This window comes from Acinetobacter sp. 789_lipA (assembly GCF_058242845.1).
Genome location: NZ_JBZAYS010000001.1, coordinates 979413 through 998760, shown reverse-complemented (window position 1 = coordinate 998760; position 19348 = coordinate 979413). Strand labels below are relative to the sequence as shown.

At 41.1% G+C, this 19348-nt stretch carries 15 protein-coding genes and 1 pseudogene; 7 read left to right on the top strand and 9 right to left on the bottom strand.

Annotation, left to right across the window (positions count from 1 at the left end; genetic code table 11):
- Positions 1 to 15 precede the first annotated feature (15 nt).
- Positions 16 to 897, bottom strand: coding sequence for a pirin family protein (locus tag AC4CUZ_RS04660; RefSeq protein WP_438330928.1), 882 nt, complete (start codon positions 895 to 897; stop codon positions 16 to 18).
- Positions 898 to 1229: 332 nt separating this feature from the next.
- On the opposite strand from AC4CUZ_RS04660, the gene ycaC reads away from it, so the two are divergent.
- On the top strand, positions 1230 to 1856 hold the full coding sequence (ycaC, locus tag AC4CUZ_RS04655) for an isochorismate family cysteine hydrolase YcaC (protein WP_004691629.1): 627 nt from the start codon (positions 1230 to 1232) through the stop codon (positions 1854 to 1856).
- A gap of 127 nt (positions 1857 to 1983) precedes the next feature.
- Complete coding sequence (locus AC4CUZ_RS04650; RefSeq protein ID WP_438330927.1) at positions 1984 to 2907, top strand: LysR substrate-binding domain-containing protein; 924 nt, start codon at positions 1984 to 1986, stop codon at positions 2905 to 2907.
- Between the two features lie 98 nt (positions 2908 to 3005).
- Here AC4CUZ_RS04650 and ahpC read toward each other — a convergent pair whose 3' ends face one another.
- The 4 genes from ahpC to AC4CUZ_RS04630 all read right to left on the bottom strand — a co-directional run bounded on the left by ahpC (position 3006) and on the right by AC4CUZ_RS04630 (position 6503).
- The gene (ahpC, locus tag AC4CUZ_RS04645) at positions 3006 to 3569 is read right to left on the bottom strand and encodes an alkyl hydroperoxide reductase subunit C (RefSeq protein WP_004691631.1); all 564 of its coding nucleotides are present in this window, start codon (positions 3567 to 3569) and stop codon (positions 3006 to 3008) included.
- A gap of 281 nt (positions 3570 to 3850) precedes the next feature.
- Complete coding sequence (locus AC4CUZ_RS04640; protein ID WP_438331091.1) at positions 3851 to 4342, bottom strand: flavin reductase; 492 nt, start codon at positions 4340 to 4342, stop codon at positions 3851 to 3853.
- A gap of 85 nt (positions 4343 to 4427) precedes the next feature.
- On the bottom strand, positions 4428 to 5474 hold the full coding sequence (locus AC4CUZ_RS04635) for a methionine synthase (RefSeq protein WP_279741407.1): 1047 nt from the start codon (positions 5472 to 5474) through the stop codon (positions 4428 to 4430).
- Positions 5475 to 5510: 36 nt separating this feature from the next.
- Positions 5511 to 6503, bottom strand: coding sequence for a DUF1852 domain-containing protein (locus tag AC4CUZ_RS04630; RefSeq protein WP_438330926.1), 993 nt, complete (start codon positions 6501 to 6503; stop codon positions 5511 to 5513).
- 897 nt (positions 6504 to 7400) lie between these two features.
- On the opposite strand from AC4CUZ_RS04630, the pseudogene AC4CUZ_RS04625 reads away from it, so the two are divergent.
- A pseudogene (locus AC4CUZ_RS04625) lies at positions 7401 to 8700 on the top strand (dicarboxylate/amino acid:cation symporter).
- Positions 8701 to 8836: 136 nt separating this feature from the next.
- On the opposite strand, the gene AC4CUZ_RS04620 reads toward AC4CUZ_RS04625, so the two are convergent.
- Complete coding sequence (locus tag AC4CUZ_RS04620) at positions 8837 to 9727, bottom strand: LysR substrate-binding domain-containing protein (RefSeq protein WP_438330925.1); 891 nt, start codon at positions 9725 to 9727, stop codon at positions 8837 to 8839.
- A 134-nt stretch (positions 9728 to 9861) separates the two neighbouring features.
- Between AC4CUZ_RS04620 and AC4CUZ_RS04615 the strand changes: the two genes are divergently transcribed.
- Positions 9862 to 11280: an aspartate ammonia-lyase gene (locus tag AC4CUZ_RS04615; protein ID WP_438330924.1), complete on the top strand. Its 1419-nt coding sequence runs from the start codon at positions 9862 to 9864 to the stop codon at positions 11278 to 11280.
- 209 nt (positions 11281 to 11489) lie between these two features.
- Here AC4CUZ_RS04615 and ssb read toward each other — a convergent pair whose 3' ends face one another.
- From ssb to AC4CUZ_RS04600, 3 genes are all read right to left on the bottom strand, one after another.
- Positions 11490 to 12074 (bottom strand): single-stranded DNA-binding protein, encoded by a 585-nt coding sequence (gene ssb / locus AC4CUZ_RS04610; protein WP_004691666.1) that lies wholly within the window; start codon positions 12072 to 12074, stop codon positions 11490 to 11492.
- A 51-nt stretch (positions 12075 to 12125) separates the two neighbouring features.
- Positions 12126 to 13490: an MFS transporter gene (locus tag AC4CUZ_RS04605; RefSeq protein WP_004978200.1), complete on the bottom strand. Its 1365-nt coding sequence runs from the start codon at positions 13488 to 13490 to the stop codon at positions 12126 to 12128.
- A gap of 159 nt (positions 13491 to 13649) precedes the next feature.
- Positions 13650 to 14729: a DUF475 domain-containing protein gene (locus tag AC4CUZ_RS04600; RefSeq protein ID WP_058952492.1), complete on the bottom strand. Its 1080-nt coding sequence runs from the start codon at positions 14727 to 14729 to the stop codon at positions 13650 to 13652.
- Positions 14730 to 14941: 212 nt separating this feature from the next.
- Here AC4CUZ_RS04600 and tenA point away from each other — a divergent pair, with 212 nt between their 5' ends.
- The 3 genes from tenA to uvrA all read left to right on the top strand — a co-directional run bounded on the left by tenA (position 14942) and on the right by uvrA (position 19303).
- The gene (gene tenA / locus AC4CUZ_RS04595) at positions 14942 to 15616 is read left to right on the top strand and encodes a thiaminase II (RefSeq protein ID WP_004691671.1); all 675 of its coding nucleotides are present in this window, start codon (positions 14942 to 14944) and stop codon (positions 15614 to 15616) included.
- Positions 15617 to 15776: 160 nt separating this feature from the next.
- Positions 15777 to 16151 (top strand): hypothetical protein, encoded by a 375-nt coding sequence (locus tag AC4CUZ_RS04590; protein ID WP_339422039.1) that lies wholly within the window; start codon positions 15777 to 15779, stop codon positions 16149 to 16151.
- Positions 16152 to 16471: 320 nt separating this feature from the next.
- The gene (gene uvrA / locus AC4CUZ_RS04585) at positions 16472 to 19303 is read left to right on the top strand and encodes an excinuclease ABC subunit UvrA (RefSeq protein ID WP_339422038.1); all 2832 of its coding nucleotides are present in this window, start codon (positions 16472 to 16474) and stop codon (positions 19301 to 19303) included.
- The last annotated feature ends 45 nt before the right edge of the window (positions 19304 to 19348 follow it).

The following is a 19348-nucleotide window of genomic DNA, read 5'->3' as shown; positions in this document are numbered from 1 at the left end:
TTTAGCGCCAAGATTTTAGTCCACCACAGCAACAGAGATTTCACCAAACTTGCCACGATTAAAATCGTCAAAAGCTTGCACAATTTCCGCTTTGCTATTCATCACAAATGGACCATAACCTTGAATTGGCTCATTCAGTGGTTCACCGGTCAACACCAAGAATTTAGTGTCTTGCAGCGCTTGTAGTTGAATTGCAGCTTCGCCATCTTGAGCAAACATCACAATGGAACTATCCACCACTTTTTGCGTGCCATTAATCAGCACTTCACCACTGAGCACCACCACAATCGTGTTATGCGTGACGGGCACATGGATAAAAGTTTCATACTCTGCTTTTAACTCACCATCCCAAACATTGATGGGACTATACGTTTGAGCAGGGCCATGATGACCACCAAACTCGCCCGCAATCACGCGTATGTGTCCAGCATTATCATCCATTTCGATGCGCGGGATATCTGCCACGGTCAAGGCTTGATAACGGGGTGTGGTCATTTTTTCTTTGGCTGGCAAATTCACCCAAAGTTGTACCATTTCAAACAGACCACCATGCTCAGCAAAGGCTGGAGAATGAAACTCTTCATGCACCACACCTGAACCCGCAGTCATCCACTGTACATCGCCAGTATTGATGGTACCACCGCCGCCGCTAGAGTCTTTGTGTGTCACTTCACCGCTATAGGCGATGGTGACTGTTTCAAAGCCACGATGCGGGTGTGAACCCACACCACGTTGCGATGTGGTTGGATCAAATTTGTAAGGTGCAGCATAGTCCAAAAGTAGAAACGGACTAATCGCTTGTCCTAAGCGGTCATATGAAAAGAGGTTTTTGACAGGAAAACCATCTCCAACCCAATGCATGTCTTGATTACGATAAACACCGATTACTTTTTTCATCTTGGAACTCCTATCTCGATAGGATGAATATGCAATCTATACTACCCCTTTCCTCATCCGTCTTATAGCACTGCGCTAGTACACACAATCACACGAATAGGACAATCCAATTAAAATCATCTCACCTGCATAAAAATCAATTTAAAAACAAAGCCATTCCTTATTTTTATGGCATATTTTTGCTCAAATTTTCCTATTTTTAAGATTAAGCATCTCATTTGGCTTATTTTATTGTCTCATTTTCCTACCTATGATGATGTTCAAGCTCAAGGCCATAACCTTCTTAGTGATTGCCTTGAGACTCGACTGATAATCACAACGAGGACAGAAAAATGGCGAAACCTTATATTCGTTTAGACAAAGATAATGCAGCGGTTCTTTTGGTTGACCACCAAGCGGGTCTCCTTTCATTGGTCCGTGACATTGACCCAGACAAATTTAAAAACAATGTGCTGGCACTGGCTGCTGCCGCGAAATATTTTAATCTTCCCACCATTCTGACCACTAGTTTTGAAGAGGGTCCAAACGGTCCTTTGGTCCCTGAGTTGGTCGAAATGTTCCCCGATGCACCCTATATTGCACGCCCAGGGCAAATCAATGCATGGGACAATGAAGACTTTGTTCAAGCCGTAAAAGCCACAGGTAAAAAACAATTGATTATTGCGGGTGTAGTAACTGAAGTCTGTGTGGCCTTCCCTGCACTGTCGGCACTGGAAGAAGAGTTTGATGTCTTTGTGATTACTGATGCATCGGGAACCTTTAACCCCATCACCCGTGATGCAGCATGGGATCGCATGTCTCAGGCAGGCGCACAGCTAATGTCATGGTTTGGTGCAGCTTGCGAATTACACCGCGACTGGCGTAATGATATTGAAGGCCTCGGTTCACTCTTTGCAGCGCATATTCCAGACTATAAAAACCTGATTCAAAGCTATAGCAAAAATACAGCGCAGAAATAATTCAACCTGAGCAAAAGCGATCTTCGGATCGCTTTTTTGTCGTGCGCAATCGTTAGCGATGATACAGTATCAGATCATCCATCGCAGACTGCCTTCGGTCACAAATCAATACAGGCTTGAACCCATCATGCATTCATTTGACGACTATTATTATTTTTATCTTGTGGTCAAGCACGGCGGTTTCAGTGCTGCAAGCGATGCCTCGAACATCACCAAGTCTAAGCTTAGTCGCCGTATTTTAGACCTTGAAGCCAAGTACAACATAACCCTGATTCAGCGTTCAACGCGACATTTTAAAGTCACCCCCTTGGGACAAGAGCTGTTTGAAGAATGTCGTCAAATCATTCAGCAAGTCGAAAGTGCACACAATGTTTTACTGAAACAGAAAAGTGAACCGCAAGGTTTAATCAAAATCAGTTGCCCTTCTGTGATGATGCGCTATCAAGTGCGAAGCTTACTCAATCATTTTTTAAAACAATATCCCAAAGTCCAAGTGGAAATGGAGCTAACCAGCCGTCGTGTCGATGTCTTGCATGATTACATTGATCTTGCCATTCGAACCAATTTTAGCGCCAATGAAGACTCAAGCATTGTGGTCCGTGATGTGGTCAAAACCACGCATTGTTTGGTGGCCAGTCCTGATCTGCTACAGGGCCGTGAAATTCAGTTTGCCACCGAGCTGAATGATTTTCCAACACTCACACTGGGAGTACAAAAGTCTGATTATCAATGGTTATTGCATCATACCCAGAGTGATGAACAGATCGTGATTCCTTTAGAACCACGGGTCAAAAGTAATGATGTCGCAGGCGTGTATTACTCGGCTCTGGATGGACTTGGCATTGCCAACCTACCTTACTTAACGGTAGAGGCAGATATTGCTTCAGGTCGCCTGATTCACATTTTGCCCGACTGGTGTTCCAATATTGGAACCGTACAGTTGGTCTATGCTTCACGTAAAGGACAACGTTTGGTCATGGAAAAACTGATTGAGTATTTGATTCAGGGTTTAAGAGACTTTGCCAGCACCAGCAAGGGTTACCATCTGTAAAAGCTAAAAGAACCCTGCATAAAAAAATCAGCCACTTGGGCTGATTTTTTACAGGTATCATGCTCGTGACTCAGCACGATGCAACTATCGAGGTCAGCTTAGATTTTACCAACCAAGTCGATTGACGGCGCAAGCGTTGCTTCACCTTCTTTCCATTTTGCTGGACATACTTCACCTGGGTGTGCATGCACATATTGTGCTGCTTTCACTTTGCGTAAGAGTTCAGATGCATCGCGACCAATACCGCCAGCATTAATTTCAATAATTTGGATTTTACCTTCAGGATCAATCACAAAAGTACCACGGTCTGCTAGACCTTCTGTTTCAATCAGCACGTCAAAGTTTTTAGACAACGTCCAAGTTGGATCACCAATCAATGGATACTGAATTTTACCAATCACATCTGAAGTGTCGTGCCATGCTTTATGGGTAAAGTGGGTATCGGTCGATACGCCGTAAATTTCCACACCGAGTTTTTTAAACTCAGCATAGTGATCGGCTAAGTCGCCCAATTCTGTTGGACACACAAAGGTGAAATCAGCAGGATAGAAAAATACGACAGACCATGTGCCTTTCAAGTTTTGCTCAGACAACTCAATGAATTCACCATTTTGGTAAGCAGTTGCATTAAACGCCTTAACTTCAGTATTGATTAAACTCATGTATTCGTCCTCAAAAGATTTGTGAGAGTGCTTAAGTGATACAGCGAGAATACGCACAAATCTAAAATAGGTAAAACAGTAAGTTTTTATTATTTTTATCGAATTTTTAGATTAAATATTTCCCCCTCACGCTGTTGCCCGATTTTCACCATCTTGTGACCTAAATGAAAACCTTTCGATTATCCAAATGAGCTCAATACAGTCAAATCCAGAGTCAAGCCGAGAAAAATCTATGATTTGGGAGGGCATTTCCAAGCGTTGATGTTCAATAAAAAGTGAATTTAAGCCGTTTCGGTCTGCCCCACCTGATGATAAGCACGATTAAAATACACTAAACTTTGCTCATACTGGCTTTGTTGAATCGCGACAATACGGCACATAAAAACCGAATGTGTTCCCACTTCTTGAATATCATCAATTTCACAATCAAAATTGACCAAAGCATCCTTTAAAACAGGTGCGCCCGTTTCTAGCTCTGTCCACACACCATGTTTGAAACGCTCTTCAGACGTCATTTTAGATGCAAAGACATTCGAAATATGCTGATGTTGTGCACCTAACACATTCACCGATAAAATTTTATTATCGACAAAATGTGCATGTGAACGCGATGCTTTATTCATACAGACCAATAATGTCGGTGGTGTATCCGTCACACTGCATACGGCAGATGCTGTGAATCCATGACGATCAGCCATGCCTGCCGTAGTTACGACACTCACGGCACTGGTTAACAAAGACATTGCATCTCTAAAGTCTGTTGCTTCAATCATCATTTTATTCCTCAGTAGAACGGACACATGCTTTTAAATGGAATACGAGCTACCCATTTCTGATCAAATAGATAGCCCGTTCACATCACGCGCTTGCTGCGTATGAAGCCGAAAGTTCTTTACGAATAATTTCTGCACCTGCGCTTAACGCATTCAGCTTACCACGTGCCACTTCACGTGCTAAAGGTGCCATGCCACAGTTGGTCGAAGGATAGAGTTTATCTGCATCGACAAACTGAAGCGCCTTACGTAGTGTATTCGCAACTTCTTCAGGTGTTTCAACGGTATTGGTTGCCACATCAATCGCACCGACCATGACTTTTTTACCGCGAATCAGTTCAATCAGATCCATTGGTACACGCGAGTTTTGACATTCAAGTGAGATGATATCAACTTTAGATTGTTGCAGTTTAGGGAATGCTTCTTCGTATTGACGCCACTCTGAACCCAAGGTCTTTTTCCAATCGGTATTGGCTTTGATGCCATAGCCATAGCAAATATGAACCGCAGTTTCACATTTCAGACCTTCAAGTGCTCGTTCAAGCGTTGCAACACCCCAGTCATTCACTTCATCAAAGAACACATTAAATGCAGGTTCATCGAACTGGATAATATCCACACCCGCAGCTTCTAACTCACGTGCTTCTTGATTCAGGATCTTAGCAAATTCCCAAGCCAGTTTTTCACGGCTTTTATAGTGACCATCATACAGCGTATCAATCATGGTCATCGGGCCAGGTAATGCCCACTTGATCGGCTGATTTGTTTGGCTACGTAAAAACTTAGCATCTTCAATAAAAACAGGCTTTTGACGGCTTACTGCACCGACTACAGACGGCACACTCGCATCATAACGATTACGGATACGCACCGTTTCGCGTTTCTCAAAATCAACGCCATCCAGATGTTCAATAAACGTCGTCACAAAATGTTGGCGGGTTTGTTCGCCATCACTAACGATATCAATGCCTGCATGGAGTTGTTCTTGCAATGACAAACGTAAAGCATCTTGTTTCGCTTCGAGTAATGCGTCACCTTCGAGTTTCCAAGGTGACCAAAGTTTCTCAGGCTCAGCAAGCCAAGAAGGTTTCGGTAAACTGCCCGCAGTTGATGTTGGTAATAAAATGGCCATTTTAAATCTCTATTTCAATATTCTGTTTCAGGTAAATTAAGCAGCGTTGCTGTTTACGGTGTAATTCGCAGCCCATTTTTCAAGGATGTCTTGATACGGCTTGATAAAGTTTTCTTCTGTCCATTTACCTTGCTTGACCGCGAGCTGACCACGTTCAACGCGGTCATAGACGATTCGCGTTAATGAGTAATCTGGGTACTCTAGGCTGGCTTGATAGACTTGAGCTGCTGATGAATTTGCATTGTAAATTTCAGGGCGATAGATCTTTTGGAAAGTTTCCATGGTGCTAATCACACTGATCAATTCAAGATCGGTGTAATCACGCAGTAAATCACCCGCAAAATAGAATGCTAAAGGTGCAGCGCTCCCTTTCGGCATAAAGAAGCGAACCTGTAAGCCCATTTTATGGAAATACTCATCGGTACGTGAATATTCATCTTGTTTATACTCAACACCTAAAACAGGATGCTCATTGGCAGTACGGTGGTACTTCTTCGCCGTTGAAACACTCAAACAAATCACAGGCTGTTGATTAAACTCTGCTTTAAACGTCTCTGAGTTCACCAAATATTGATACAGCTTGCCATGTAGATCACCAAAACCTTCAGGTGCATACGACTTCGAATTCTCTTTATTATGTTCTTTCAGCACCACGCTAAAATCGTAGTCACGTACATAAGATGAGAAGCTATTCCCAATCATGCCTTTAATACGTTGATTGGTGTGATGATCTGTAATTGTGCTTTTCAGCATTTCAATGATAGGGAAAGCTTGACCATTCCCCTCAATGTCTAAATTTGCAGAAATAATATCGATTTCAAGCGAATAACGATCACCATTCGGGTTATCTGTTTGTGCTAAGGCATTGAAACGATTATTGATCATACGAAGTGTATTACGTAGGTTCTGCTCACGACTTTCACCGCGCGCCAAGTTAGCAAAGTTCGTCGTTAGACGTGTGTTATCTGCTGGTTGATAGTTTTCATCAAAACGAATGCGTTTAATTGAACATGCAAACTCTGTACTCATGGCGATCTGTTACCCTATATTTCTGCGATAAAACTGAATTTCTTTCATGCTCTTTCTAGAGGGTCCAATTTTCTTTTTGGACCTTTCTAGCGAATCGTCTTTCCAGCCTTTTCAGTTTTTTCTGATCCTCAGGCTAAGAAGTAACGATGAATATCATCTATCGTTAAGAGCGTGGTTTAATTTATACCTGAATGATCACATGAATAAAAATGATTTAATCTCACACCAAAGTGAACTAAATTCATGTTTGGAAATTCTGTCGCTTTAACAATGAATTGTGCGTGGATAATTTCTTGTGGATGTACGAAATGAAAGAATGAAAACATCAAGCCCTCGTACGTGAGCTGTGAAAAGTCATGATATTGCTAAATCAACGCCATCAACACGCTACCGCTCTATTTTAATTATCTATTTATATCAGTAACTTAAAGTCATGAGCTGATTATTAAAATTTTAGATAAAACAGGCAATTCAATGGTTTTGTCCGTGGGAAAATGATGAGCGAAAGCTTGGTTTTGAGTTCTTGTATTGATTAACTTTGGCTTCGCTTTCAGATCTTGGCTCTTCCTCACAGAGTCAGGAAATGTAGTATCTTTCCTATCACCAATCAGAATTTAAAAAACAAACATTCAGTCTTAATCTCAAGAACAGCTCACCTATATCAAGTAAAACTAAAGAATCATCTCATGCATTTTTTGCATAACTGAATTAAAAATTGCATTGTCGTTTTTTTTTAAAAAAAGTAACACTTGCCACAGTTAAATCCCCAATCGACGATTTAGCACTCAATACCTAAAGCAATGCCTCTATAAATTGATCAACATGGAATGTCATCAATGCCTTGCTACATCGGGCCAAAAGTTGATGAAAAGAAGATTAAAAGAAGGAACGATAAGTATGAAGCAGAAGAAATTACTGAAATATATTCTGATTGCCATGATCTCAGGAATACTGATTGGTTGGGCTTTTCATAGCACTTTAACAACTGCACAAACCACAGAACTTGCCGCCTATTTTAAAATAGTGACCGATGTATTCTTAAGATTAATTAAAATGATTATTGCACCCTTAGTGTTTGCAACAATCGTTTCTGGTCTGCTCTCGATGGGAAAATCCTCATCGCTGGGATCAATTACCTTAAAAGCCATGAGTTGGTTTCATTGGTGCATCATTTATTTCACTTTTACTGGGCATGGGCTTAGCCAATTTATTCCAACCTGGTGCTGGAATGAATCTCACCGTCCCTCAAACAGCGGTTGATATTGGTGTCAGTGCGACAAGTCTGAGCTTAGAAACGTTCATTACGCATATTTTCCCGCGTAGTTTTGCTGAAGCCATGGCCAATAATGAGATATTACAGATTTTGGTTTTCTCAATTTTCTTTGGTTCTGCACTGGCCTATGTTCAACATCATAGTGAAGTGATCGTCATTGGCAAAATTATTGATGAACTCTGTAAGGTGATGTTCCGAATTACAGATTATGTCATGGCATTTGCCCCTATCGCCGTTTTTGCAGCCATTGCTTCCGCGATTACCATTCAAGGCCCTAAGCTGATTATCGATTATAGTATTTTCATTGGACAGTTCTATGTAGGATTACTGGTGCTTTGGACTCTCCTGATTGCTTTCGGCTATATCTTCTTGAAAAAAGATATTTTTAGATTGATGCGAATTGTGCGTGAACCCACCATGTTGGCATTTGCGACCGCAAGTAGTGAATCGGCTTATCCAAAAACCATGGAAGCTTTGGATAAATTCGGTGTGCCTAAACGTATTACCAGTTTCGTGCTCCCTTTAGGTTATTCTTTCAACCTCGACGGCTCGATGATGTATATGGCATTTGCCGTGTTATTTATTGCACAAGCTTACAACATTGATTTAAGTTTTTCCCAGCAAGCACTCATACTCTTTACCCTCATGATTACGAGTAAAGGGATTGCAGGTGTTTCACGGGCATCCATTGTGGTGATTGCCTCCACTCTGGCTATGTTCAAGCTTCCTGAAGCCGGTATTCTATTAATTTTAGCGATTGATCAGTTTTTAGATATGGGCCGTACGGCAACCAATGTGATTGGAAATAGTATTGCAACTGCCGTGATTGCACGTACTGAGGGCAATAAAGATGAGCTTACGGAGCAAGAAGGTATCATGGTGAACAACATTCCTCCCGCAAACCAATTGGCCGATAACAGTTAGAATTATTTATAGATAAAATAAAAGGTGATTTTTAAATAGTAAGTAAAAGTCCTTTATTTACTATTCATAAAATCACCATATTTATTATTAACAATATGTTTCACAATGATTAACTAAAATAATTCATAAAATCCAATTATTTATTTTTCTGAATTAAAATATTCCAAATATAATTAATTCGATTTAAAAATGACATTTCTCGTTTAACCAGATAGACATCTTGAAATAAATAGTACTGCTTACCGTCTAGTACTTTTAATTTATTTTCTTGAATTTCTCTTTCAACCAATAATTTAGGCAGCCATGCCACACCTAAACCTTGTAATACCAACTCTTTTAAATCACCGGCATTATCAGTCTCATATAAAGTTCTATAATCCAAATTATTCTCAATCGCTTCATCCACACAGTTTCTTAAATATGCTTGTTTACTATAAGACAACAAAGGAAATGACTGATCGAGTGAATATTTGGCAGTCCCGTCATGATCTAAGGCCGTCACCGGGAGTATTTCCATTTCAACAATTTTATGAAATTCGAACAAAGAACGATCGAATTGTTCTAATGTTTTTTGATCACAATAACTGATTAAAAAATCACACGAGCCATCTTTTAATAAGCGCATCCCCTGTTTGAAATTTGAGGCAATAATTTCCAATTTTAAGTCCGTCATATCCATCGATAACTCATGAATAAAGCGGGGGAAAAACTGGGTAATGAGCGAGTGTGACACTGCAAACTTGACGGTTAACTCATCATGTTTCACATTCTTTTCTAAATATTTTATTGTTGTAGTGAGTTGATTTTGTATATTTTTTGCCGAAGCCAGTAAAACTTGGCCTGCTTCTGTGAAATCAATATTTTTACTATATCTTTTCAAAATTTGGAAACCCAATGAGTTTTCAATATTCTGAATTCTGCGCGTAAAGGCAGACTGCGTGACATGTCGTAGAGCTGCTGCTTGAGATATCGATTTTTCTTGCTCTAACGCAAGTAAATCTTCAATCCATCGAATTTCTAAAGTCATAACTCATTCTTCACTCATCCTTTGATCAATTATAATCTATTATGCAAAAAATGCATGTAGTAATATATTTTTACATTAGAAAAAAAAGTGTGCGCACTTTAATATCGATTTATTCGAGATTAGAGTCTATTTAAATGAACATTAAGATTAACACACGCGTTGAAAAGGATTTATTAGGACATAAAGAAATTCCTGCTCATTGCTATTATGGTGTACAAACTTTAAGAGCTTTAGAGAACTTTAATTTAAGCCCAAATAAACTCAATCAATTCCCTGTTTTTATTAATGCCCTTGCAATGGTTAAATCAGCATGCGCAGAAGCCAACTTTAAACTCAATAAACTTGAAGAAAATAAATACAATGCAATTCAATATGCATGTGAACAAATTATTAATTATAAATATCATGACCAATTTCCAATTGATATGATTCAAGGTGGTGCGGGAACGTCCACCAATATGAATATCAATGAAGTACTGGCTAATATTGGGTTAGAACATTTAGATCATTTGAAAGGCGAATATCAATATTTACATCCAAATAATGATATTAATATGTCTCAGTCAACCAATGATGTCTATCCAACGGCAATTAAAGTAGGTTTAATTTTTGCAATAGAGCAATTGAACAGCCCGTTCCAAAATTTAATTCAAAGTTTTAAGAATAAATCAGATGAGTTTTCGCATATCTTAAAAATGGGTCGCACCCAATTGCAAGATGCCGTTCCAATGACCTTGGGCCAAGAATTTGGCGCATTTGCAAATACCTTACAAAATGATTTAAACAAGCTCAATGACATCATGCCGTCTGCTTTAAGTGTTGTAAATTTGGGCGGAACAGCAATTGGAACAGGCATCAATACCGAAGTTAAGTATCGTGAATATGCCATCGCAGCGTTGTCTGAAATTACGCAAAAGCAGATCAGCAGCTCACCTGATTTAATCGAAGCAACCTCAGATATGGGTGATTTCGTTTTATTATCGAGCTTCTTAAAACGTACCGCGACTAAACTCTCAAAAATTGCCAATGACCTGCGTTTACTTTCTAGTGGCCCTCGCACAGGTCTGAATGAAATCCATTTGGAACCGCGTCAACCAGGCAGCTCAATTATGCCTGGCAAAGTGAACCCTGTTATTCCAGAAGCAATGAATTTAGTGTGTTTTCAAGTGATTGCAAATGATTTAGCCATTACTTTGGCGGCCGAAGCAGGTCAACTGCAGCTCAATGCGATGGAGCCATTAATTGCTTTTAAACTGTTCGAATCGATCGATTTGTTGGGTAAAGCGATGCAAATGTTCCAATATAAATGTATTGAAAACATCCGTGCCAATGCTGAACACTGTCAGGCAAATGTAGATAATTCAATCGGCATTATTACTGCACTCAACCCATATTTGGGCTATGAAACAACGACTCGTATTGCAAAACAAGCGAATGAAACTGGTCAAAGTGTATTGGCTTTAATTAAAGCTGAAAACCTATTGTCTGATCAACTTTTGGCTGATGTGCTATCCATCAAAAATATGGTTCATCCTCAGCAATCTTTATCATGATTTATTAGCATTTCGTATTTTTAAAAAGGGATCTCATCAGAGGTCCCTTTTTTATAGAGAGGAAAAGTATGCTATGTCACTCGTATTAGCTGAACATCTTTATTCTATAAAGCTCTTTTTTAAATACCAAATTTGCCTAGCCATAAAAAAAGAACTTGATATAAATCAAGTTCTTTTTCACTTCATACAATATTTAGATATTATACAAATCAGAACGGAAGATCATCATCCATATCTGCTGGTGCTGCCGCAGGCGCTGACTGAGGAGCCGCCTTTGGTGCAAAACCGCTTGGGTTATTGTTCGCATAACCACTTTGTTGATTGTTGCTATTACCCGCTGCAGGATTGCCGCCATAACCACCTTGGTTGTTGTTATTGTTATAACCACCACCTTGGTTATTGTTGAAACGTGGTTGTGCATAACCATCATTTCCGCCTTGCATTTGCTCACCTTGCTGACGGTTGTTGTCGAGCATCTGCATTTGCTCACCACGAATTTCTGTGGTGTAGCGTTCTTGACCATTTTGATCTGTCCACTGACGGGTACGCAGTGACCCTTCAATATAAACTTTCGAACCTTTACGTAGGTATTGTTGCGCAATTTCACCTAGGCGGTTGTGTAACACAATACGGTGCCATTCGGTTTGCTCTTTACGCTCACCGGTGCTTTTATCTGTCCAAGAGTCGCTCGTTGCAATTGAAAACTGGGTCAACGAACCACCGTTTGGAAAAGTTTTCGTCTCTGGATCTCGGCCTAATGTGCCCACTAAAATAACTTTATTTACACCGCGCATCTGATGTTTACTTCCTATCTATTTCTATTATTTACTTTATAAGAGTTATGCTTAAATGGCTACCTCTTTCCCCAACAACTGCGTTAAATCTTGTCGCGTAGCATCATCTATTTGCTGCTTATCGACTTTTACATACGCTACTTGCTGATCAGACATCACCACGACCTCTTCAATACCACGAATCGCTAAAAGCTGTGAAGTCCATTCGTCCGTTTGTTTATGTTCAGGTAAACGCAACACCATCGAAGACAAATAACGCGGTTGCGCCAAGCCAAAACTAATCAATAACCAAACAATCGCCAGTCCAGTCAGGATGCTCCAACCCAAGGCAGTATTGTTTAACAGCAGCAACTGACCGCCTGTGACACCACCAAAGAATGCGCCTAAAAACTGGCTGCTGGCATTTACGCCCATCGCGGTGGCTTTAGACTGAATTGGCGCAGCTTTCGATAACCATGACGGCAGCAACGCTTCCATGACGTTAAAAGCAATAAAGAATAAGCCCAAACCTGTCAGCAAAATATACTTCGACTCAAAGCCAAAAATTAGGATGCCTAAACCTAAAATAATGCCGCCAATAGCCGTTAAAAAGATGCCTCGCATCTTGCGATATTTTTCAGCCAACACAATACTTGGAAAGGCAAAAAACAGGCTAATCACCAACAACGGTAAATATACCCAGCCATGTGAATTTAGTGGAATTTTTGCAAAATCGATAAGCTGTGATGGAACATAAATAAACATTGCTGTCAGCAATAAATGTAAGCTAAACACCGACACATGCAGACGGTTCAGATCACCCATTTTTAAGACTTGTTTGAGCTGAGCCAAATAACCTTGCTGATAATTACGATGATGGCGGGTGACTTTGGGCACCAAAAATAACATCGAAATGGCTGCTAAACCCATGATGGTCGTTACCCAAAATAATCCTGAAATCCCCACCAAACCGGTAAGCCACGGCCCCAAACTAAAAGCCACAGCAAAAGAAACTCCGATACTCATGCCCATGGTTGCCATGGCTTTCATACGGTTTTCTTCACGGGTCACATCCGCCAGTAGTGCCATCACCACGGCAGACACTGCTCCACCACCCGCAATGGCACGACCAATAATCACCCCATAAATAGTGTCTGACATCGCTGCAATTGCACCACCCAAAGCAAACAGAAGCAGCCCAAAAACCACCAAAGGCTTACGGCTATAACGGTCGGCAATCAAGCTAAAAGGAATCTGTAAAATGGCCTGTGTTAAGCCATAAATCCCCACAGCCAAACCGAGCAACGCAGGTGTTGCATATTCATAGGTCTGCCCTGCCACAGAAAATACAGGGATGATCATGAACAAACCCAACATGCGTAAGGCAAAAATACTGCTTAAGGCAAAAGTTGAACGACGTTCTAAAGCATTCATCATAAACGAGGACAGACTGTATTGAATTAATCTTGGATCAAGATTATAGGCTATTCAATCCGACTAGCGGCATGAATTTTATGTTTAATAAAAGCCTTCCTGATCTGAAAAACAAAAAGCGCAGCCTGAGCTGCGCTTTTCTGTGGTTTAAAGCAATCTGCTTTAAGCGGCTTGATGCTTTTTGTATTGAATAGAAGCAATAACAGCCCAAACAATAAAGGCTACACCAATTAAACCCGTGACAACTTCTGGTACATGTAGACCTGTACCACTTGCCAGCATAATAAATGCTAAAGCGCCAATGGCGTAGTGTGCACCATGTTCAAGAAAAACATAGGCATCCAAAGTCCCTTTCTCTACCAAGTAAATGGTCATCGAACGCACGAAGATCGCACCAATCGCGAGACCCAGCATAATAATCACAACATCGGAAGTAATCGCAAACGCGCCAATTACGCCATCAAAACTGAACGATGCATCAAGTACTTCTAGGTATAAGAAACCACCAATACCTGCTTTGACCACACCTGTAGTTGCGCCATTGGCATCATGCGTAACTGCATTGCCGTCTTCATCAACTTCAGGTTCACCACCCAACAAATGACTCAAGACTTGTACGCCAATATAAACCACGATGCCCCAGATTCCCGCCATGGTCACCACGAGACGTTTAGCTTCATCGACATTAGCCGCCATCACCAAAAGTGCAATCAGTGCAAGGAAGACTGACATTGCAGGAACATTAGCCAAGTTCGCCAAACGGCGCTCCAACCAACGGAACCAGTGCGTATCTTTACCTTCATCCAAAAAGAAGTTAAGAAACACTAACAATAAGAACGCGCCACCAAATGCAGCTATTTCAGGGTGGTGATCCATCAGACGTTGTGAGTAGGTTTTTGGATCATTTAAAGCCAATTGAACAACTTCAACGAAGCCCATATCTGCAGTTACCGCCACAATTGCGACAGGGAAGATTAAACGCATACCAAATACAGCGACTAAAATACCCACGGTAAGGAATAACATTTTCCAAAAATGATCCCAACCTCGTAACACAGATGCATTGACAACGGCATTATCAAAAGATAACGAGACCTCCATCACCGCTAAAATTGCAGTGATGGTCAAAGCAGTAAACATGGTCTTTAAGCCCGCTTCTGGTCCATGGGTAAAACCCCAGTACGCAGACAACGCAAGACACACGATCGTAAAAATGATAGAGAAACCAAAATGTTTCATCATGACAGATCGACCTATAAAAAAATTTGGAGATGAACGAAAACTAAAAAAACAGGTTGAGTTTTATGGCCGCAATTATGACGCTTTTTGCGCCTGAAACCAAAACATCTTCGTTAATTTTTACTTATCTCACCGATGTACGGAGATGGATTGTTGTTCCGCGCAAACTGTTGTTATAGTCTTGCCCATATTTTGGCTTCCCTTAGGATCTAATCATGGCTTTTTCTCAAGACGTTTGGCAACGTAATGTCGACTTATATCAAAAAACACTGGCTTTACCTTTTAACCAAGAATTAGCTTCAGGCACACTTAATAAAGAAGCATTTTGTCATTATGTGATTCAAGATGCGCACTACTTGGTGGCTTATGGTCGTGCTTTAGCGGTGTGTGGTGCCAAAGCGTATGAGGCTGACGACATTATTCAGTTTAGCCAAGGGGCTAAAGAAGCAATTGTGGTGGAACGCAGTTTACATGATGGCTTTATGAAAAATTTTGATATTTCAAAACAGCAGTTTGAAGAAACCCCGCTGACTTTGGCATGTCACCATTACACTTCATTTCTAACGGCAACAGCATGGTCTGAAAGCTACCCAGTGGTGTTAGCGGCACTCTTACCTTGTTTTTGGATTTATGCTGAAGTCGGTAAAGACATTGTGGGTAACTCTATCGCCAACAATCCATACCAAGCGTGGATCGATACTTACGCGGGGGAAGAATTCAACCAAGCGGTACGTAATGTAATTGCAACCATCGATAAAGTGGCTGCACGTTGCGATGCGGATACCATTGAGAAAATGCATAAAGCCTACCGTAAAGGGGCTGAACTGGAATGGTTGTTCTGGGACAGCGCTTATAAACAGCAACAATGGCTCGGTTTAGACCACGCTTAAAAGCGAAAATGATCCCAAAAGCCCTGAACTCTTCAGGGCTTTTTATTGACCAAATCTCGTATTTTTCAGATGGCGCGATTGCTATTTTAAGCATTTAAAACTAAACTTTAATAATGATAATAATTATCATTTACACAATTAACTTTCGAGGGCCATTCTCATGCATCCTGATACTCTAGGTACTGAAGCCATTCGTGCATTTTTTACCGTACAATGCTGCTGGCTAAATAACGAAGAAATATACCTTGAAAAAGGCTGTTTACACTGCGGTTCTGCCGCGACCTACCTCATTTATTATACCAATCCACATATTCAAAAATTGATGTTGGCTTTTATTAAAAAATATCATTGTGTTTTAAGTCGAGAACAAGACTTACTCGACCTGCCAGACTTTGAAGATGACTACAACGCCTTCTTACAAACTCTTGAGCATGAAGTCAATTTCTATGCCCGTCTCCATCATGACATTATCCGTCCCTTTGCTTTTGAGACGCTCGATTCAATCTTTGAACGTCGTTATGCGCTAGCATGCTAAATACTGCAACCATGACAATACTCTATCCCTGAAGGCGTACGGCAAACAAAAAATAGTACAGCCATGATTCAACTTTTGCACTACGCCGAATGGGAGATCCACTCTTTTTTACGCAACTTATAAATACCTTCCAGTTTTCAGCCACAGCCAATGTCGATACGTTGAGACTTGTTTCAACACTGAAATCTAGCTACAGTCTAGCAGCATCACTTTTCTTTTGGCCGACATGATTTGTCGCTATAAAATCATGTTTAACACTTGAATAAAGCATAAGTCGTTATCATATACCTCCTTCATCTGCACAATTTCGAGATAGTTTTATGAGCCAAAGTCATATCCGTATTCGAGGCGCACGTACCCATAACTTAAAAAATGTGAACCTTGATATTCCCCGCGACAAATTCGTGGTGATCACGGGACTTTCTGGTTCAGGTAAGTCATCGCTTGCATTTGATACGCTGTACGCCGAAGGCCAGCGTCGTTATGTCGAATCACTCTCGGCCTATGCGCGCCAGTTCCTATCACAAATGGAAAAACCTGAAGTTGATTCAATTGAAGGCTTAAGCCCAGCGATTGCAATTGAACAGAAATCGACCAGCCATAACCCACGTTCTACGGTGGGAACCATTACCGAAATTTATGACTATTTACGTCTACTCTACGCACGTGTCGGCACGCCATTTTGCCCAGAGCATGATTTGCCGATGGTCGCACAGACCGTATCGGAAATGGTAGATGCAGTAAAAGGATTGGATGAAGGGACAGCACTGATGCTGCTTGCACCAGTGGTACGTGAACGTAAAGGCGAATATTCCAACCTGTTTGAACAATTACAAAGTCAAGGTTTTGTACGGGCGCGCGTCGATGGTGAGATTGTTGATCTAGACCCAATTCCAGAACTCGATAAAAAGAAAAAACACACCATTGAAGTGGTGGTGGATCGTTTTAAAGTCCGTGATGACCTCGGCAATCGTATTGCAGAATCTTTTGAAACTGCTCTACGTTTGGGCGGTGATATTGCCATTCTCTCGTGGATGAACGGTGAACACCCAGATCGGGTTTTTTCGGCTAAACACTCATGTCCTGAATGTGACCGCGCCGTTGCAGAACTTGAGCCACGTTTATTTTCATTTAACAATCCCTTTGGTGCCTGTCCAACCTGTGATGGTTTAGGGACCCGTAGCCATTTTAGTGCTGAAAAACTCATTCCAAGCCCTGAGGTTTCCATTAGCCAAGGTGCAATTCGTGGTTGGGACAGACAACGTCCGTACTACTACAGCATGATTGAGAAAGTAGCAGCGCATTTTGGTTTTTCTTTGGATACCCCGTGGAATGAACTGGATGCCGATACCAAAAAGAAATTTCTCTACGGCACAGGCAAAGAAAAAGTTGATTTAAGTTATATCGATGAACGTGGTCGCAAACATAATCGTGTGCAACCTTTTGAAGGAATTTTGCCGCATTTAGAACGTCGTTACCGCGAAACTGAGAGTAACTATGTTCGTGATGATTTGGCACAGTATTTATCCAATGCGGCATGTGATGCCTGCGGTGGATCACGTCTAAATGAAATTTCACGCCATGTTCGAGTGAAAGACAAAACTATTGCTCAAATTACCAAAATGTCGATTGGTGATGCTGAAAGCTATTATCAAGACTTAAACCTCAGCGGTGCAAAAGGTGAAATTGCCGATAAGATTTTTAAAGAAATCCGTGAGCGCTTACATTTCTTAGTCTCAGTGGGTTTGAATTATTTAAGTCTATCTCGTTCAGCAGAAACCTTGTCTGGTGGTGAAGCGCAACGTATTCGTTTAGCTTCGCAAATCGGTGCAGGTTTGATGGGTGTAATGTATGTCCTCGATGAACCATCCATTGGTCTGCATCAGCGTGATAATGACCGCTTGCTTGAAACTTTAGTCCGCCTAAGGGACTTAGGCAACACAGTATTAGTAGTTGAGCATGATGAAGATGCGATTCGTGCAGCAGATCATATTATCGATATTGGTCCTGGTGCTGGTATTCATGGTGGTCATGTGATTGCTGAAGGAACTTATGATGAAATCCTTGCCAATAATGAATCACTTACAGGTCAGTATTTATCAGGTAAATTGAAAATTGAAGTGCCGAAAAAGCGCACTGAACCGCCAAAGCCTGAAGAACAAATTAAATTGATGGGTGCTGCGGGTCATAACCTACAAAATGTGGATTTAACCATTCCTTTGGGTGTGATGACCTGTGTGACGGGTGTGTCTGGTTCAGGTAAATCTACGCTGATTAACCGTACTTTATTGCCTTTGGCAGCAACACAGCTGAATGGTGCGACCACTTTAACCGCTGAAAAGTTTGATTCAATTGATGGTCTGCAATTCCTTGATAAAGTGGTTGATATTGACCAAAGCCCGATTGGTCGTACACCTCGTTCTAACCCTGCAACCTATACGGGTTTGTTTACCCCGATTCGTGAATTATTTGCACAAACACCTGAAGCCAAAGCACGTGGTTATGCTGCGGGACGTTTCTCTTTTAACGTGAAAGGTGGTCGTTGTGAAGCCTGTGAAGGTGACGGTATGATCAAAGTGGCAATGCACTTTTTACCTGATATGTATGTGCCTTGTGATAATTGTCATGGTGAACGTTATAACCGTGAAACTTTAGAAGTGGGTTATAAAGGTAAGAATATTTCCGATGTTCTCAATATGACTGTTGAAGATGCCATGCATTTCTTTGATGCTATTCCAGTGATTCATCGCCGTTTGGAAACACTGAATCAAGTCGGTTTGGGCTATATTCGTTTAGGTCAGTCAGCAACGACACTGTCAGGTGGTGAAGCGCAGCGTGTGAAATTGGCACGTGAACTTGCGAAACGTGATACAGGCAAAACACTGTACATTTTGGATGAACCAACTACTGGTCTACATTTCCATGACATTGCTAAACTGTTAGATATCCTTCATGAGCTGCGCAATAAGGGCAATACCATTGTGGTGATTGAGCATAATTTGGATGTGATTAAAACTGCTGACTGGGTAATTGATTTAGGCCCTGAAGGTGGTGCAGGTGGCGGAATGATTATTGCGGAAGGTACACCTGAGCATGTGGTGAAATCTAAAGTTTCACATACAGCGAAGTTTTTGAAGCCGTTGTTGAAGTAACATTCACTTTTATGCAAACACATGATAAAACGGTAATAAATATAT

Excerpts from the sequence above, each read along its gene's own strand:
- AC4CUZ_RS04660 (WP_438330928.1), bottom strand. The coding sequence starts at position 897 with ATGAAAAAAGTAATCGGTGTTTATCGTAATCAAGACATGCATTGGGTT.
- ycaC (WP_004691629.1), top strand. The coding sequence starts at position 1,230 with ATGGCGAAACCTTATATTCGTTTAGACAAAGATAATGCAGCGGTTCTT.
- AC4CUZ_RS04650 (WP_438330927.1), top strand. The coding sequence starts at position 1,984 with ATGCATTCATTTGACGACTATTATTATTTTTATCTTGTGGTCAAGCAC.
- ahpC (WP_004691631.1), bottom strand. The coding sequence starts at position 3,569 with ATGAGTTTAATCAATACTGAAGTTAAGGCGTTTAATGCAACTGCTTAC.
- AC4CUZ_RS04640 (WP_438331091.1), bottom strand. The coding sequence starts at position 4,342 with ATGATTGAAGCAACAGACTTTAGAGATGCAATGTCTTTGTTAACCAGT.
- AC4CUZ_RS04635 (WP_279741407.1), bottom strand. The coding sequence starts at position 5,474 with ATGGCCATTTTATTACCAACATCAACTGCGGGCAGTTTACCGAAACCT.
- AC4CUZ_RS04630 (WP_438330926.1), bottom strand. The coding sequence starts at position 6,503 with ATGAGTACAGAGTTTGCATGTTCAATTAAACGCATTCGTTTTGATGAA.
- AC4CUZ_RS04620 (WP_438330925.1), bottom strand. The coding sequence starts at position 9,727 with ATGACTTTAGAAATTCGATGGATTGAAGATTTACTTGCGTTAGAGCAA.
- AC4CUZ_RS04615 (WP_438330924.1), top strand. The coding sequence starts at position 9,862 with ATGAACATTAAGATTAACACACGCGTTGAAAAGGATTTATTAGGACAT.
- ssb (WP_004691666.1), bottom strand. The coding sequence starts at position 12,074 with ATGCGCGGTGTAAATAAAGTTATTTTAGTGGGCACATTAGGCCGAGAT.
- AC4CUZ_RS04605 (WP_004978200.1), bottom strand. The coding sequence starts at position 13,490 with ATGATGAATGCTTTAGAACGTCGTTCAACTTTTGCCTTAAGCAGTATT.
- AC4CUZ_RS04600 (WP_058952492.1), bottom strand. The coding sequence starts at position 14,729 with ATGATGAAACATTTTGGTTTCTCTATCATTTTTACGATCGTGTGTCTT.
- tenA (WP_004691671.1), top strand. The coding sequence starts at position 14,942 with ATGGCTTTTTCTCAAGACGTTTGGCAACGTAATGTCGACTTATATCAA.
- AC4CUZ_RS04590 (WP_339422039.1), top strand. The coding sequence starts at position 15,777 with ATGCATCCTGATACTCTAGGTACTGAAGCCATTCGTGCATTTTTTACC.
- uvrA (WP_339422038.1), top strand. The coding sequence starts at position 16,472 with ATGAGCCAAAGTCATATCCGTATTCGAGGCGCACGTACCCATAACTTA.